The 15,208-nt window shown below is 41.3% G+C and carries 14 protein-coding genes, 1 tRNA gene and 4 pseudogenes; 2 read left to right on the top strand and 17 right to left on the bottom strand.

Features of this window, described 5'->3' with window-relative positions; all coding sequences use genetic code 11:
• Positions 1–118: 118 nt before the first annotated feature.
• The 6 genes and pseudogenes from FTU71_RS12560 to FTU71_RS12585 form a co-directional block, all read right to left on the bottom strand.
• Positions 119–470, bottom strand: a pseudogene (locus FTU71_RS12560) (transposase); the annotation flags it as partial.
• Positions 466–1,052, bottom strand: a pseudogene (locus FTU71_RS12565) (ATP-binding protein); the annotation flags it as partial. The pseudogenes FTU71_RS12560 and FTU71_RS12565, both read right to left, overlap by 5 nt.
• A gap of 24 nt (positions 1,053–1,076) precedes the next feature.
• Positions 1,077–1,555, bottom strand: a pseudogene (locus FTU71_RS12570) (DUF1376 domain-containing protein).
• Between the two features lie 67 nt (positions 1,556–1,622).
• Entirely contained in the window at positions 1,623–1,871 is a 249-nt protein-coding gene (locus FTU71_RS12575) for a hypothetical protein (protein WP_180112042.1), read from the bottom strand.
• Entirely contained in the window at positions 1,864–3,045 is a 1,182-nt protein-coding gene (locus FTU71_RS12580; RefSeq protein ID WP_180112043.1) for a tyrosine-type recombinase/integrase, read from the bottom strand. The genes FTU71_RS12575 and FTU71_RS12580 overlap by 8 nt, the downstream gene beginning before the upstream one ends.
• An 18-nt stretch (positions 3,046–3,063) precedes the next feature.
• The gene (locus FTU71_RS12585) at positions 3,064–3,273 is read right to left on the bottom strand and encodes a hypothetical protein (RefSeq protein WP_000122748.1); all 210 of its coding nucleotides are present in this window, start codon (positions 3,271–3,273) and stop codon (positions 3,064–3,066) included.
• A gap of 112 nt (positions 3,274–3,385) precedes the next feature.
• Here FTU71_RS12585 and FTU71_RS12590 point away from each other — a divergent pair, with 112 nt between their 5' ends.
• The gene (locus FTU71_RS12590) at positions 3,386–3,598 is read left to right on the top strand and encodes a helix-turn-helix transcriptional regulator (RefSeq protein ID WP_180112044.1); all 213 of its coding nucleotides are present in this window, start codon (positions 3,386–3,388) and stop codon (positions 3,596–3,598) included.
• Positions 3,599–3,907: 309 nt separating this feature from the next.
• Here FTU71_RS12590 and FTU71_RS12595 read toward each other — a convergent pair.
• The 9 genes and pseudogenes from FTU71_RS12595 to FTU71_RS12635 form a co-directional block, all read right to left on the bottom strand.
• Positions 3,908–3,983 (bottom strand) — tRNA-Gly (locus tag FTU71_RS12595).
• Positions 3,984–4,294: 311 nt separating this feature from the next.
• Complete coding sequence (glmS, locus tag FTU71_RS12600) at positions 4,295–6,136, bottom strand: glutamine--fructose-6-phosphate transaminase (isomerizing) (protein ID WP_179989014.1); 1,842 nt, start codon at positions 6,134–6,136, stop codon at positions 4,295–4,297.
• A 12-nt stretch (positions 6,137–6,148) separates the two neighbouring features.
• A complete protein-coding gene (glmU, locus tag FTU71_RS12605; protein WP_180064724.1) occupies positions 6,149–7,513 on the bottom strand; it encodes a bifunctional UDP-N-acetylglucosamine diphosphorylase/glucosamine-1-phosphate N-acetyltransferase GlmU in 1,365 nt (454 codons plus the stop codon).
• Positions 7,514–7,531: 18 nt separating this feature from the next.
• Positions 7,532–8,053 (bottom strand): phosphatidylglycerophosphatase A, encoded by a 522-nt coding sequence (locus FTU71_RS12610; protein ID WP_096902633.1) that lies wholly within the window; start codon positions 8,051–8,053, stop codon positions 7,532–7,534.
• Positions 8,019–8,948, bottom strand: coding sequence for a thiamine-phosphate kinase (gene thiL, locus FTU71_RS12615; protein WP_131260657.1), 930 nt, complete (start codon positions 8,946–8,948; stop codon positions 8,019–8,021). Before thiL ends, FTU71_RS12610 begins: the two co-directional genes overlap by 35 nt.
• 25 nt (positions 8,949–8,973) lie before the next feature.
• Positions 8,974–9,423, bottom strand: a complete 450-nt coding sequence (gene nusB, locus FTU71_RS12620; protein ID WP_004974349.1) for a transcription antitermination factor NusB — start codon at positions 9,421–9,423, stop codon at positions 8,974–8,976.
• 4 nt (positions 9,424–9,427) lie between these two features.
• The gene (gene ribE / locus FTU71_RS12625) at positions 9,428–9,898 is read right to left on the bottom strand and encodes a 6,7-dimethyl-8-ribityllumazine synthase (protein WP_004974350.1); all 471 of its coding nucleotides are present in this window, start codon (positions 9,896–9,898) and stop codon (positions 9,428–9,430) included.
• 11 nt (positions 9,899–9,909) lie between these two features.
• Positions 9,910–11,031: a bifunctional 3,4-dihydroxy-2-butanone-4-phosphate synthase/GTP cyclohydrolase II gene (gene ribBA / locus FTU71_RS12630; RefSeq protein ID WP_096902634.1), complete on the bottom strand. Its 1,122-nt coding sequence runs from the start codon at positions 11,029–11,031 to the stop codon at positions 9,910–9,912.
• Positions 11,032–11,377: 346 nt separating this feature from the next.
• Positions 11,378–11,548, bottom strand: a pseudogene (locus FTU71_RS12635) (secretion protein HlyD); the annotation flags it as partial.
• A gap of 243 nt (positions 11,549–11,791) precedes the next feature.
• Here FTU71_RS12635 and FTU71_RS12640 point away from each other — a divergent pair.
• Positions 11,792–12,442 (top strand): response regulator transcription factor, encoded by a 651-nt coding sequence (locus tag FTU71_RS12640; RefSeq protein ID WP_004974358.1) that lies wholly within the window; start codon positions 11,792–11,794, stop codon positions 12,440–12,442.
• A gap of 1,532 nt (positions 12,443–13,974) precedes the next feature.
• Here FTU71_RS12640 and FTU71_RS12645 read toward each other — a convergent pair.
• Together FTU71_RS12645 and ssb are read right to left on the bottom strand one after the other, a co-directional pair.
• A complete protein-coding gene (locus FTU71_RS12645) occupies positions 13,975–14,574 on the bottom strand; it encodes a hypothetical protein (RefSeq protein ID WP_180112045.1) in 600 nt (199 codons plus the stop codon).
• Positions 14,575–14,839: 265 nt separating this feature from the next.
• Complete coding sequence (gene ssb, locus FTU71_RS12650; protein WP_180112046.1) at positions 14,840–15,166, bottom strand: single-stranded DNA-binding protein; 327 nt, start codon at positions 15,164–15,166, stop codon at positions 14,840–14,842.
• Positions 15,167–15,208 lie beyond the last annotated feature (42 nt).

Here is a 15,208-nt window from a genome sequence, read left to right on the forward strand (position 1 = left end):
CCTTGCGGTGCCTCGTTACATTGTCGAAGGCGCTCTTTATTCAGCCTTCTAGATTCACCCGGTGACACGGGTGGTTCCCGCAGGGGGAACAACTTCATTAAGCGACTTCGTGTCGCACTTCCACCCAATTATTATCAATCGGCAGATTGCCATCATTTAGATACCGGCAAAGGGCTTGCCAGCGTTTTAAACTGTAATTGATCGCTTTCGCTGTGGATGAACTGGGGGGAACCTTCACCTGATGTTCTTTCAACCAATCATGCAACTGCTGCATAATTGGTTGACTATCTTGTTGCCTTCGCTGTAGACGATATTCAATTTTACAGTCTGGTTGTTTCTTTTAATTCTGCCTCTATTACATACAGTTGTTGGATCATTCGTAATGCTTATTCCGCGATCTGACTTTTTCCAGTCACATGCAATTCATGGAATTTACGACGCGCATGTGCCATGCACCCAACTTCAATCATAACGGCTATATAAGACCTTATGCACCATCTCTAGGCGTTTTTCGTGCCGATCATGCAAGCCATATTCATCAATCACCAATAAATCAAAACTAGAGAAATGCTCGATAACTTCCTTTTCAGAGCGTGAAGCATCTGACCAAGTGTCCATCATTTTTTGAGCAATTTCTGCACTAGTATAGTAGCGTGCAGATTTTGTACTGTTATGCAGAATGTTACGAATGATTGATGCACCCAAATGAGTCTTTCCTGTACCCGGTGTGCCAATGAGCAGCAGGTTTGGATAATGGTCAGAAAGAATCTGCTGTGCAAAAGCCTGACATAGTTTGATGGCTTTGTCTTGTGCCGGACATGTAACCACATAATTCTTGAAGCCACAATCTAGGTAACGTTTATTGAGCCCTGAGTTTTTGATTTTTTGTTGTAGTAATGGGGTTGCAGTTCATCTGCATAGGCTGCATGTGAGTGATGAACGCTTTCTTTCGCACACAATTTGCAGAGTCTGTGACCAGCAATTTCTATTAGGGGTATATGATGGGTAGGACAAAGTGTTTCTGTTGTTTCTGCACGAAACTGGAATTTTTTAGTATAGTATTGATGATCACTTTCCTAGATCCATTTGGAATTTTCTAAAAAATTCTCATTTTTTTCTTCAAAATTTGAAGATGAAGAGCATGGTTCATGCATGATTTGAGCAATATTCGGGTTCTTCTTTGGAGTTGCTTGAGCATTACTAGCGGATTTACGCCAACGTGCTTGAGCTGCATTTTTAGCTCTATCAGATTTCATTTGCTGATTTTGCAATGCTTGGCTTTTTAAACTAGTAAAAAAATTGAATGAATCTGTTCAGACTCGACTTCAAAAAATTCCAATGCTATCAGTGTTTGCAACAACGTTTTAGCCTTGGTATTTTGCGATAATTTTGTGATGCTACATAGTGTCGCTAGTTCATGAGGAACAGCACCATTTTTCCAAAAATGCATCATTAACAGCAGTGCCGTACCAATTTGCTCTGCTGTCATTCGTACAAATTTCGCCTGTAAGTCGCCAATATAGAGCGGCATCCAAATTGAAATATCTTTATGCATGCGTTCACCTTTTTATAGGTAGAGAGGGCTAAGGTCATCAATTAGATGACCTTGTATATTTATTTGATCAGGGAGCTAAGCTCATTAACTGGAGGCGGGCCTGTTGGGCTAAATCATCGTAATGGGCTTGTCCATCATCTAGCATTCGCTGTAGCCAAAGTCTCAATGCCTGATGATCATCGAAGCACTTGTTAACTTTTAGTAGAAAGGCTAGATTGTGCAGTTTAGGAATGTGTAACTCGTGGATTAATTCACGAGCGACCATATCTGCTTCAGGACTGACGACCACACCACCAAAGAAAGCTTTACTATTCATGTGCAAGCTCCTCTGTATTAAGTTTTTCTAGCATAGCTTCAAATGCACTGCCATCGCGACGCGTAACATTGGGGATGTAACGGCTATAGACCCGGAACAGCATTTCAGTCGTTGAGTGTCCCAATTGACGTGCGATCCATTCTGGATTCTCTCCTGCCGACAGCCAAAGTGTTGCTGCTGTATGACGTGTTTGATAGGCTCTTCGAGGCTTCAATCCTAAAAAGCGCAAGAGAGGATGCCATACACGTTTATTCACTAGACGATAATCGAGAGGTCCACCGTCACGATTGCAGAATACAAACTCTGATTTACCATTATTTAAGCTTTTCTGTTGCAGAAAGGCCTGGTAAACGCGGTCATTCATTTGGATCGTACGGTCAGAACCATAAGTTTTGGTTCCACCAAGAACACCATTCACTAATGCTTCTCTGATATGGATTTCGCGACGCTGTAAGTCGATATTTTTCCATTGCAGGCCATCTATTTCACTGGTACGCATGCCGGTAAAAAAGCGAATGGTGTAATAGGGGCGGAAGTCTTCACGTACCGTTGTGAGAATTTTATGCACCTCTTCCATAGAAAAGGGAGAGACTTCAATTTTACTTTCCTTCAGATTGTTAATATTTTTATAAGGTGACTCAAACTCGTATCGTTCAGCCGCATCATTGAGTATCATACGTAAAGGCGTCATGATTTGATTAATCCGCGATGCTTTCAGGCTTGTCTGTTTTTTTCCGTGAGTCACTTTGGCGAGGGAAGCACGGAAGTTCAGCAAGTCTGACTTCTTGATTTTTGAGAGAAGCTGATTACCAAAAGCAGGGATCAAATAGTTTTTGATTACAATTGAAACCTTTTGTTGATATGAAATTCTCCATTCTACTTGTTTTTGCTTAAACCACACTTCAGTAAACTCCTTAAAAAGAGGAACCTTAGTTTGTACAGCGATTTGCTGACTTCTTTTTTCCTTAAACTCCTCAACACGGTTACTTTTTGGAAAGTACTTTTCGTAATCAAAAATTCCCAAAGTAATTTCAGCCTCAAGCTGTTCGAGACGTTTTTTCAAAATACGACGGTTATAGGCATTATCTACAAGATTGGTTGTTTCTCTGCAACGAATGCCCATGTAGCGAAAGTCGGCAATCAGTTTGCCACTTCGTTCCCGGATGGTAGCCATTAGTAAATCTCCTAAGTCTTATTGCAATGCATCCATGCTTAAACCAGTGAATTTAAGCATTTCAGTTTCAATACGTTCCCAAACAAAAAGAATTTTTCGACCACCAAAAGGACGGATGTAGTGGACACCTTCTATAAAGACACTATCCTTTAGTTGGTTGCGAATGGTCCGAGCGTCGTACTGGATTTTTTCAGCCAGTTGTTGGGCTGTGAGATAGGTATATGACATAATAGAGCCTCATATTTTTTACTAGGTAACTAGGAAAAATTATTCCCAAGACATAAATTATCACATTTTTATGTTGTTGCAAGTACTTTTTATGATTTAAATAGGAAATTTTATGATTATTTCAAACTTGGCCGTTTTATTAGCAGAAAGGAAACTTAAGGTTGCTGATTTGGTGAGAAGTACTGGAATTAATAAATCTACTTTACATAAACTTTATAATGATGAATCTGTACGGATTGATTTTGAGACAATTGATAAAATTTGTACTGCATTGGATGTAGAAGTGGGTGATTTATTGATTTTTAAGAAAGTTGAGAATAGTTAGTTTGGTCACATTAAAAAAGTGAAATAGCCACAGATCCTTGATCGTTTGGTAAAAATATTGTTTGGAAGAGAATAGAATAATTTTTGCCTAAAAAAGCTCTGAATGTGGTAATGAATTAAGAACATTTAAGGGCAATTGAGACCATTTGTATTGTCGTGGGCACGCTATGGTCACATCTTGGTCACAAAATACAAATTACATTAAGAGTGTTTTATTGAATCAATTAGTAAGGGAAGGGGTATTTTTGAAAAATATAATAAAATCAATAACAAAAAAGCCCCAATCTTTCGACTGAGGCTTTTAAAATCTTGGAGCGGGAAACGAGACTCGAACTCGCGACCCCAACCTTGGCAAGGTTGTGCTCTACCAACTGAGCTATTCCCGCATGCGGTGTATAATACATGATGCAAAAATAGGGTCAATCATTTTTTGCATGTCATTGTACTGACTGAATAAATAAACAACATTTTTAGAAAATAGTGTGGTTAAATGACTTAGGTTATTTGTTTTTATAAAAGTTTTCATTGTCTGCAAGAGTTTCAATATCGCTTGCTATGCACTGTAGTTATGCGAAAAATAAAAGTATCAGAAATAAAAATTCCGCAGTACTAAATTTCTAAAAATGAAGCCGACTGCGGATTTTTTAGGTGATTCAAAATAATTTTATTAAATTTAAATCATTGAATTTAATCAATATTATTCCACTGTTACGCTTTTTGCCAAGTTTCTAGGCTGGTCGACATCTGTACCACGTAAAACCGCCACATGGTAAGACAACAACTGCACAGGAATACTATACACAATTGGCGCAAGCAACGCGCTGACCTGTGGTACATAAACCACATGCTGGCGTTCTTTATCTGCAGGAATGCCGCTGTGTTCATCTGCAAATACAAACAGCTCACCACCACGTGCCTGTACTTCTTCCATATTGGATTTCAGTTTATCCAGCATGTCATCTTGCGGTGCTAAAATCACCACAGGCATGTCATTATCGACCAATGCCAATGGGCCGTGCTTTAATTCACCCGCAGCATAACCTTCTGCGTGAATATATGAAATTTCTTTCAGTTTCAAAGCACCTTCCAAGGCGATTGGGAATTGTGTGCCACGACCCAAGAACAAGCAGTGATTTTTCTCTACAAACAATTCAGACAAACGTAAAATTGCCGTATCATTTTGCAAAGTATCTAAAATCACTTTTGGTGTGTGCCATAAGCCTGCAATAATTTCAGCTGTTTCTGTCGCTGCAATTGCATTTTTCACCTGACCAATTTTGAGCACCAATAGCATTAATGCTGCCAATTGTGTCGTAAAGGCTTTGGTCGATGCCACACCAATTTCAGGGCCTGCGAGTGTCAACAAACTATGATTGGTTTCACGCACCATAGATGAAGTTGCCACGTTACAAATGGTCATGGTGCTAATATTTAAGCCTTTTGCAGCAGCACGTTTTTGCGTATCACGTAAAGCAGCTAAAGTATCTGCAGTTTCACCAGATTGTGAAATGCACACATACAATGTGTTATTCACAATGACTGGGGTGCGATAACGGTATTCGCTGGCAATTTCCACATGACATGGCAAGTTAATTAGCTGTTCAAACCAGTATTTTGCAATCATCCCTGCATGGTAGCTGGTACCGCAGGCAATAATCTGTACCTGTTGAATCTTGGCAAAATCAAGCTCGGCATCTTTCAGGAAATCTTCACGTAAAGCGTTGCCATTCAATGCTTGTGAAATGGTTTGTTGAATTGCTTCAGGCTGCTCATAAATTTCTTTGAGCATGTAGTGTTTATATTCACCCTTCGATGCATTGCTTACAGTTGCATCCAACTCTTTTACAGGGCGTTCAACCGTTTGACCGTTTACAAAAACTTCAATGCTGTCGCGAGTTAAGCGGGCGATATCACCTTCTTCCAAATACATAAAACGGTTGGTGATCGGCAATAACGCCAATTGGTCTGAACTGATAAAGTTTTCGCCAATACCGACACCAATCACCAAAGGAGAACCTTCACGTACCGTGATCAATTCATCTGGATAATCGGTATGGATAATTCCCAGAGCATAAGCACCTTTCAGTTGAGGCACGACTTGCTGTACCGCAACCAATAAATTCGGTGCAGTTTTAAGAGCATGGTTGACCAAGTGCGCAACCACTTCAGTATCCGTTTGAGAGCTGAACATATAGCCTAAAGCTTCTAGCTCATCTTTCAGTTCTTGATAATTTTCGATAATACCGTTGTGTACGACAGCAACATTGCCAGAAATATGCGGATGTGCATTGTTTTCTGTCGGTTTGCCATGTGTTGCCCAACGTGTATGGGCAATACCGAGTGAACCTGTGACTTGAGAATCTAGTACTGCTTGCTCAAGATTTGCTACTTTACCGACACGACGCTCACGCAAGACCTGACCTTGACTAATCAATGCCAAACCTGCGGAATCATAACCGCGATATTCTAAACGCTTTAAACCTTCAATGAGGATATTGGTAATACTACGTTCTGCAACGCCACCGACAATACCGCACATAGGAACTTCCTCTTATTTTTTCAATTTCTGTGGACGTTGATAATTTTCTTTAGTGAACTGTTTAGAACGTTCCACAGCTAAACACTGTTCTGCAACATCACGGGTAATGGTCGAGCCTGCGCCTACCGTTGCACCATTGGCAATGGTGACAGGTGCAACCAATGAACTATTTGAACCAATAAAGACTTGGTCACCAATAATGGTTTTAAATTTATTGGCACCATCATAATTGCAAGTAATCGTACCTGCACCAATATTGCTGCCTGCACCCACTTCGGCATCACCTAAGTAGGTAAAGTGGTTGGCTTTGGAGCCTAAACCAATTTGACTGTTTTTCACTTCAACAAAGTTGCCAATATGCACTTCATTGGCCAATACCGCACCCGGACGTAAACGTGAGAATGGACCAATTTGCGCAGCTTCACCTACAACCGCTTGGTCAAATACGCTATACGGCTGAACTTTAGTGCCCGCAGCAATTTTGGTGTTTTTGAGGATACAACCTGCACCAATTTCTACGCCATCACCCAGTTCGCAATCGCCTTCAATAATTACGTTAATATCAATGCGAACGTCTTTACCTGCAGTGAGATTACCACGTAAATCAAAGCGGGTTGGGTCAATTAAATGCACACCTTGTTGCATGAGTTGCTTGGCTTGGAAGTTCTGGAACTCACGTTCTAAGGCAGCCAATTGCACACGGTCATTCACGCCTTCTACTTCAAAAGCCAGTTCGGGTTCTACCGATGCAACTTCTAAACCATCGGCAATTGCCATCGCCACAATATCGGTTAGGTAATATTCCCCCTGCGCATTGTTATTACTTAGTTTTGGTAGCCATTCATGTAATTTGGTATTGCTGACGCAGTAAATACCCGTGTTAATTTCTTGAATTTGACGTTGTGCTTCAGACGCATCTTTATGTTCAACAATCGCTTGAATTTTACCGTCTTCACGTACAATACGACCATAACCCGTGGCATCAGCAAGGGTAAGTGTCACCAAGCCAATTTGGGTTTCACGTGAAACATTGAGCAGCTTTTGTAGGGTTTGCTCTGTAATACAGGGCACATCTCCCGATAAAATCAGCGATACACCTTCACGTGGTAAAACAGGTAAAGTCACTTTGACTGCGTGACCTGTGCCGAGCTGTTCCGCTTGTTCGACCCACTGTACCTGTTCATGCGCAAACGCATTTTGAACCAAAGCACCGCCATGACCGTAAATGGTAATAATATGATCGGCTTGTAATTTTTTTGCGGTATCAATCACGTGACCCAAGAGTGGGCGTCCTGCAAGAGGTTGTAATACTTTTGGTAAATTTGAACGCATGCGCGTGCCTTTACCTGCTGCAAGAATAATCACGGTGGTAGACATGTTGAATCCTAGTGATGGCTAAACCAAAGTAAAAGATAAATAAATATAAATACATAATGCGGCCCAAAGACCCGCAATAATATCGTCCAGCATGATGCCAAAACCACCCTCGACCCGACGGTCAATCACACGTATTGGCCAAGGTTTCCACACATCAAATAGTCGGAATAGGGCAAAACCCACAATTACCCAGACCCAGCTGATTTGATTGATAAAAATCAGGGGTAAAAAGGTAATCGATTGTCCTGCAAATTCATCCCAAACAATACGACCATCATCATGTACGCCCATAACCTGTGCAGTACGTCCACAGATATATATACCAACGAGGGACATGATGGCAATGGCAAAAAGGCTTGGAATGAAACCAAGCGCGAACCAAATGGGAATGAACAGTAGGGCAAAGGCCGAACCAAAGGTACCGGGAGCTTTGGGTAGTAGACCTGAACCGAAGCCAACACCACAGCATACAATCAGTCGGTCAGTCCAAGACATGGCTTTGAAATTAATCGCGGGTTTTTGCAAAGTGTTGGTATCCATGAAAATGAAGTGAACGATCTACGCCATTCTGTTCAAAGCTTAAGCGGTTTTGATTGTTAATTTTGCCAATAATATGAATAGGGGTATTCAGCGGTTTTTGCAAAAGCTGCTGATAATTTTGTGGGCTTATTGTAAAGCATAACTCATAGTCATCGCCACCTGCCAAGGCATATTGCCACTGCTTTTGTTGTGGTAATTCGGTTAATGCAGCATCTATAGGCAGTTGGCTGAGTTCAATACAAGCACCGACCTGAGAGGCTTTGAGAATATGCCCTAAATCTTGTGCCAAGCCATCTGAAACATCAATCATGCTTGAAGCCAGACCTTTGAGTTGTTGCCCGAGTTGGCAGCGAGGTGTCGGGTAGTCTAAGCGTTGTTTTAAGGGGTGATCGAGATGATCTAAACCAAAAGCGGCATCGCCGACTTGTCCGCTGACGCAAATATAATCACCGACTTGTGCGCCTGAACGTGGAATTGCTTGTCCTTGTTCAATCCAGCCTAAGGCGGTAACGGAAATGGTGAGATGCGGGCTTTGTGTGGTATCTCCACCTATTAAACTTACCCCGAATTGATCGCAACAATCATGTAAACCCTGACTAAAACCTTTGAGCCAGTCATGATCAATTTGGGGTAGGCTCAATGCCAGTAAAATACTGTGTGGGGTGGCACCCATGGCGGCAATGTCAGATAAATTGACCGCAACCGATTTCCAACCAATCGCATGTGGGTTGGTATCGAGGGGGAAATGTCGTCCAGCGACTAAAGTGTCGGCACAAATGACCAATTGTTGTTGCGGCGGAGGGGTGAGCAGAGCTGAGTCATCACCGACACCTAAATCGACTGCATCGGGACGCGGTCTGTTGAAATAGGTCTCAATAATGGAAAACTCAGCCATACAACAATCGACTCAATACTTTGAATTAGTTGCTTTGTTGCTTTTCTGCTGCACGTAAGCTGTTGGCAAGACGGTCTAATACACCATTGATGTATTTGTGGCTGTCTGCACCACCAAAGTGTTTTGCCAATTCAATCGCTTCATCCAATACCACACGGTATGGAATTTCCAGATGTTGTTCTAACTCATAAGCACCTAAACGTAAGGTGGCGAGTTCAACACCATCGAGTGCTTGAATGTCACGATCAAGAACAGGCACCAGTAATGCATCCAATGCTTCATGATTGGCAACCACTTGAGTCAACAATTCATGATAATAGCCGAGATCCACTTTGTGCATGGCATTTTCCACACGGGTACGTGCTTCAATTTCATGTACTGGATTGTGGCTCATCTGCCATTCATAAATACCTTGCACAGCAAAACGACGTGCTTTACGTTTTGCTGCATAAGTTGCTTGAAGTGTTTGCGACATAGCGTTAAATAGCCTTTAACAAGTTAACCATTTCAATTGCAGTTAAGGCAGCTTCACTTCCTTTATTACCTGCTTTTGTTCCAGAGCGTTCAATTGCTTGTTCAATACTATCCGTAGTCAATACACCGTTAATCACAGGTAAGCCAGTATCTAAACCAACCACACCTAAGCCTTTGGCACATTCGCCTGCAACAAAGTCAAAGTGTGGAGTGCTACCGCGAATCACTGCGCCGAGTGCAATAATGGCATCATAACCATTCGATGCAGCTAATTTTTTAGCCACAACAGGAAGTTCCCAAGCGCCTGGTGCATGAACAACGGTGATATTATCCTCTGATACGCCATGACGTTTCAATGTGTCAATTGCGCCATCAAGCAAATGCTCAACCACAAAACTATTAAAACGACCGACTAAAATCGCATAACGGCCTTCGCTAGCGAGATGTAATAAACCTTCAATACGGCGAATTGCCATAGCAACCTCGATTATTTCTCTGATGTTGGATCTGCGGTGATATATTCCACCACTTCTAAGTTAAAGCCTGATAAAGCATTGAAACGTAATGGTGAGCTGAGTAGCTTCATTTTTTCAACGCCTAAATCACGTAAAATTTGTGCACCCACGCCAATGGTTTGGTATTGCTGTGACAATGCAGCATTGGCTTTGCCTTGTTTCGGGGATTTAAGGCTGTCTAGGGCAGGGCCCAAGTCTTGCAATTGAGCTTGACCAATCCAGACCAAAACACCACGTTCACTGTTGGCAATTTCTTTTAAAGCACGGTCTAAATTCCAAGTTGCCGAACCATCTGCTTTTTTCAGCTTCAGCAAATCACGGGTTGGATTAAAACCATGCACACGTACTGTGGTAACGCCTTCTTTCGGCTCGCCTTTGACCAATGCCAAGTGAATGTCTGGGTTCCCCAGTTCACGGTAGCGATATAAGTCAAAAGTACCATATTCGGTGTCGATGCTTTGCTGATCCAAACGCTCTACAGTTTGTTCATTGGTCATGCGATAGTGGATTAAATCGGCAATAGTACCAATTTTTAACCCGTGCTTTTCAGCAAAAATTTCTAAATCTGGACGACGCGCCATCGTGCCGTCTTCATTGATGATTTCACAAATTACCGATGCAGGCTCTAAACCTGCCAAACGGGCAAGATCACAACCTGCTTCGGTATGTCCTGCACGGTGCAATACACCACCTGGCTGTGCCATGAGTGGGAAAATATGCCCAGGCTGAACAATATCGGCAGGCTTGGCGTGTGCAGCGACAGCGGTTTGAATGGTATGCGCACGTTCTGCGGCAGAAATACCCGTGGTAATGCCTTCAGCAGCTTCAATCGACAAAGTAAAGTTCGTACCGTGTTGTGCACCATTGGCATCAACCATTAACGGTAGGTTTAATTGCTGGCAACGGTCACGACTTAAGGTTAAGCAAACAAGACCACGCGCGTGTGTGATCATGAAGTTGATATCTTCAGGGCGAACGTGGGTTGCGGCAATGACTAAATCACCTTCATTTTCACGATCTTCATCATCCATGAGGATGACCATTTTTCCTGCACGGATATCTGCTACAAGCTCTTCGACAGTATTGAGCGGCATCAACCTTTACCTTCTTATTTGTCTGAAACGACATTGAATGAGAGAGATGCATAGTCTAACGGTTTTTTACCTGTTTTGCCTATGCTTATCATTTTCATTGCGTGACTTATGGTTATACACAGTGTCATCAGGCTTGGAAAGAGGCGAAAATAAGGATTTACTGCGTTGCTGTAGATTGTTTAGGCAATTAAGATGAAATGCAAAATCTGTGAAAAATAAAACTGTAGAGGGCATAGGATATTATCGCCCTCATTCTCGCCTTCATTTGAACCCAATTGGGTTTTGGGAGAAGGCAAGAATCAGGGATGAGATGATTCATTAAATTCAGGTATAAGCGAATTTCTGTTTAGCGCTCACGCAAGGCCTCTTTGGCTTTGTTGAATGGTTTGATCAGATAATCCAACACCGTTTTTTCACCCGTTTTAATATCGACTGTTGCGACCATGCCCGGGGTAATATCAAACGCTTGTCCTGCTTTGTTGCTGAGTTTGTCTGAATCGGTACGGATATAAACCCTTATCTTGGGATATTTTCTATTTCATATTACATCTTGTTTTGAGCGTTTTGGTTGTAAAATAAAACTGATTAAAAAATCCACAAAATGATCAACCTTTTTGACTGAGCGCTGAAAACATAAAAAATAAACGCTTTTCTGTGATTAATTGCACAATAAATGCAAAAAAGTCATGTCTTGCATATCCTTAATTGTCTTTGTGTGGTTAGAATATAACAACTGTGCCCAAGATCTCTCACGTCTGTTATGAATATATTAATCGTTGATGATCATCCGCTGTTTCGCCATGCCTTAATTCAGGCGGTTCGTTATAGCTTACCGCAAGCTCAAATTCATGAAACTGCTGCAGTTAATGAATTGTACGAACGTTTGGAAAATGGACCTGAGCCTGATCTTGTTTTATTGGACTTGAATTTACCAGGGGCATCGGGCTTTTCTGCATTGGTGCATGTGCGTGCGCAATATCCATCTATCCCAATTATTGTGGTGTCCGCTCACGAAGAAGCATCGATTATTCAACGTTCAATTGCGCATGGGGCGATGGGTTATATCCCAAAATCGGCACATCCGAGCCATATTGGTGAAGCAATTCGTCAAGTTTTAGAAGGTGAGATTTGGTTGCCGCCAAACTTGGCTGCGAATGTTAACTTTGACCCTCGCGCTGCAGATGAAACAGCTTTGGCTGAACGTATTCAGTCTTTAACACCACAGCAATTCCGTGTATTGATGATGGTGGCAGAAGGTTTGTTGAATAAGCAAATTGCCTATGAATTAGATGTTTCTGAAGCGACGATTAAAGCGCATGTGACCGCAATTTTCCGTAAATTGGGTGTGCAAAATCGTACTCAGGCGGTATTGGCAATCAATGCGTTAAATATTGAAGAAAAGAAAATGTAAGATGTGACTGATCTGTAAAAGATGAGTTTAAAACCGCTATGTTGATCTGGAAGATTGAGCAGCGGTTTTTTTATTGGGTGGGTGGTTGGCTGATTATGACCTTTTTAAAAAGCTAATTCGCTTTAGGATGTGACATTTAGCGTTCAGGTTGTTGATGTGCTTAAAACCTAAAAGGAATATTGTCTTATTCCTTTAGCTGTATGGCATAAACATATTCAGGCTTTCATGTCGATAAAACTGACAAAAATCGACATGAGAGAGTTGTCATGTCGATGACATAAACATATTCAGGTTGTCATGTCGATAAAATGGGTAAAAATCAACATGAGCTGAATAGCTATCAGTCTAATGCAGGCGATATGCTTCTTTCAGATTCTTAGGCTTTGATTGTATCTGTACCCATAAATCCAATAGTGTGAAGTTGTCCGCAGCGGGAAAACCCGCCACTAATAAGAAATACATAGAAGGACGAATATGTTTTAATAGTAATAGATGAATGGTGATTTGAATAAATCATACCTAAGTGAGTAGGGGGCTTTCCCCTATATGGGTTCAACTTTTAGAATTCACGATAACCAAGCCCGCCAGCCGTGATATGTGCTAGATTTCGATCATAGGTAATTATTTGGCTTTCTTTTCCGATGGTTTTATTTTTCTGACTTGAGCATCTGTAAGCATTGCAATGATTCCACAGAATTGGGGGTATAATTTTGGGGGTAATTTATTATACCCCTAGTTATACCCCCAACAAGATCAAGCTTGCAATAGATAAAGTAGATTGCATTAGACATAAAAAAAGCTTAAACCCTTTAGATTTAAGCTTTTTAAGATCACATGAGACTTCATGAGAATAATGTTTGGCGGTGAAAGAGGAAGCCAAAAACAAAGTGTAATCTATTGAATAATAACAATATAAAAAATCAATAATAAGAAAGTACCAACAAAAGTACCAACAAGTGAAAAAAGTTGAAGCATTGAATTTCTTGTCGAAAATTGAGGAGTCAAACCCTCGATACGTCATTTTTAGGATACAAAAATATTTAAGAGACTAATTTTTATTTTTAACTGAATCTTTTTTACCGTTAGAAAAAGTCGAGTTTTAATGTCTGCCTCGCACGCCCACGCCTTTTTTTAATTCTCTAGCACCTCAACAATTGTTTGTTGTGTTTTTTGGCTTCCATTTTTTTGGTGGAGCGCAAAACCTTATATAACCTAATATTCGATCTGCTCCCCTGATTGGTGGTTCAGGTTCTTAATGGTCGGATTATAAAGCTCCTCTTTTTTGTGGTGCTTATGCTGCACGTTATTTTTGGCGGTCAGACATACACGATAATTTCGGGCATGTTGAACTGACTATCTTTGTGCTAGTCACTTGGTCTGATTTTAAATATGGGCAAGTTCGCTCATATCTCCCGATCTGCTGCAATGGCTTGAACCTGTTAAAACCTGTTATTCTGAACCTCACAAAACCTAACCTTTGGGTGTCCGAAATTTTACGCACACCCTCCTGTAGAGTATCTGCACTGGGTTCACTATTCCCATGATGGTCTTAAACCATGTCTATTCATAAAGGCATGAAAGTTTGCAATACAATATTGCTCTGACTTTCGCTCTAGTTCGTCATGCCTCTGCACCAATCTGTTATAGGTTGAATGGTGCATCCCTTTAGGCTTCAACTTATGCCACGACTTCATGAATGCGGTGTCGTACTGCCAGTTAAGTTTATTCCTGATTTTATACATGCCGACTCGGGTGCTTTCTAGCTTGCAACTCTGCTGTGTGCTGTAGTTCAGTTTGTGGCAAGTTCTACAGAAAAACATTGAATTGCGTAGGTATAGCTTTGCAACTCGCTTAGAACACTTTGGGCAATTAAACCAATATCGCTTTCCACCGTAGTTGCATGGTGTGGTGACAACATCCACTAAATAGCGGTGCTGCTGCTCGTTGCATGTGTAGCTTAATGTTAAACCGCCGTTATCGTAGTGATATGTTATAGATGAAAATACTTCTTGAGAGTCGCCTTTTCGCCATGCCCATGAGTTACTTCCTCCACCATCAAATACCTTATATCGAGCCATGACACGGCTGTCCAAGCTCAAACAATCTTCAATTTGACCGTGTGTTTTTTCCATTGATAACCTCACTTTAATTGATAGGTATTAAATCAGGCTCAATGCCTTATGTACTCTGTGTTTCAGTCATTTTACAGTGTTTTTCAATATGAAATTTCACTAATGATTTAGGTTGGTGTTCAAGGTCTAGGTTTTGATGGGATGGGTTTCTCTCAAAATAGAGGTAAACCATAATGGATAGTCTGCATGGTTATCTTGACCATTCAGCCAATAAAAAAGCTCCCCATATTTAGGGAGCTATCAATTAATACCGAGTTATCTAGCATCACAGCAATTGCAGAACATCGGCTTTTATTTCTGTGACTTCACGATCTGCACCGCTCTGGTCTTTCCACTTCCTTGTACGCAAGCTGCCCTCAATATAAACCTTGCTGCCTTTCTTGAGGTACTTACTAGCAATCTCTGCTAATCGGTTGTTAGTGCTAATTCTGTGCCACTCTGTAGCCTCTTTGCGCTCGCCTGTGGTCTTGTCTTTCCAATGGTCGGTAGTTGCCACGCTAAAGTTGGTGACGCTGCCACCATTCGGGAAATTCTTAGTTTCAGGATTGCGACCTAATACACCCATCACAATTGCTTTGTTCACGTTTGGCATTGTTCAATTCTCAAATATATTTCATTTATCTAAAAAGCTGAC

The sequence above is a fragment of the Acinetobacter sp. YH12136 genome, from assembly GCF_013418545.1.
Lineage (GTDB): Bacteria > Pseudomonadota > Gammaproteobacteria > Pseudomonadales > Moraxellaceae > Acinetobacter > Acinetobacter towneri.

Excerpts from the sequence above, each read along its gene's own strand:
- FTU71_RS12575 (WP_180112042.1), bottom strand. The coding sequence starts at position 1,871 with ATGAATAGTAAAGCTTTCTTTGGTGGTGTGGTCGTCAGTCCTGAAGCA.
- FTU71_RS12580 (WP_180112043.1), bottom strand. The coding sequence starts at position 3,045 with ATGGCTACCATCCGGGAACGAAGTGGCAAACTGATTGCCGACTTTCGC.
- FTU71_RS12585 (WP_000122748.1), bottom strand. The coding sequence starts at position 3,273 with ATGTCATATACCTATCTCACAGCCCAACAACTGGCTGAAAAAATCCAG.
- FTU71_RS12590 (WP_180112044.1), top strand. The coding sequence starts at position 3,386 with ATGATTATTTCAAACTTGGCCGTTTTATTAGCAGAAAGGAAACTTAAG.
- glmS (WP_179989014.1), bottom strand. The coding sequence starts at position 6,136 with ATGTGCGGTATTGTCGGTGGCGTTGCAGAACGTAGTATTACCAATATC.
- glmU (WP_180064724.1), bottom strand. The coding sequence starts at position 7,513 with ATGTCTACCACCGTGATTATTCTTGCAGCAGGTAAAGGCACGCGCATG.
- FTU71_RS12610 (WP_096902633.1), bottom strand. The coding sequence starts at position 8,053 with ATGGATACCAACACTTTGCAAAAACCCGCGATTAATTTCAAAGCCATG.
- thiL (WP_131260657.1), bottom strand. The coding sequence starts at position 8,948 with ATGGCTGAGTTTTCCATTATTGAGACCTATTTCAACAGACCGCGTCCC.
- nusB (WP_004974349.1), bottom strand. The coding sequence starts at position 9,423 with ATGTCGCAAACACTTCAAGCAACTTATGCAGCAAAACGTAAAGCACGT.
- ribE (WP_004974350.1), bottom strand. The coding sequence starts at position 9,898 with ATGGCAATTCGCCGTATTGAAGGTTTATTACATCTCGCTAGCGAAGGC.
- ribBA (WP_096902634.1), bottom strand. The coding sequence starts at position 11,031 with ATGCCGCTCAATACTGTCGAAGAGCTTGTAGCAGATATCCGTGCAGGA.
- FTU71_RS12640 (WP_004974358.1), top strand. The coding sequence starts at position 11,792 with ATGAATATATTAATCGTTGATGATCATCCGCTGTTTCGCCATGCCTTA.
- FTU71_RS12645 (WP_180112045.1), bottom strand. The coding sequence starts at position 14,574 with ATGGAAAAAACACACGGTCAAATTGAAGATTGTTTGAGCTTGGACAGC.
- ssb (WP_180112046.1), bottom strand. The coding sequence starts at position 15,166 with ATGCCAAACGTGAACAAAGCAATTGTGATGGGTGTATTAGGTCGCAAT.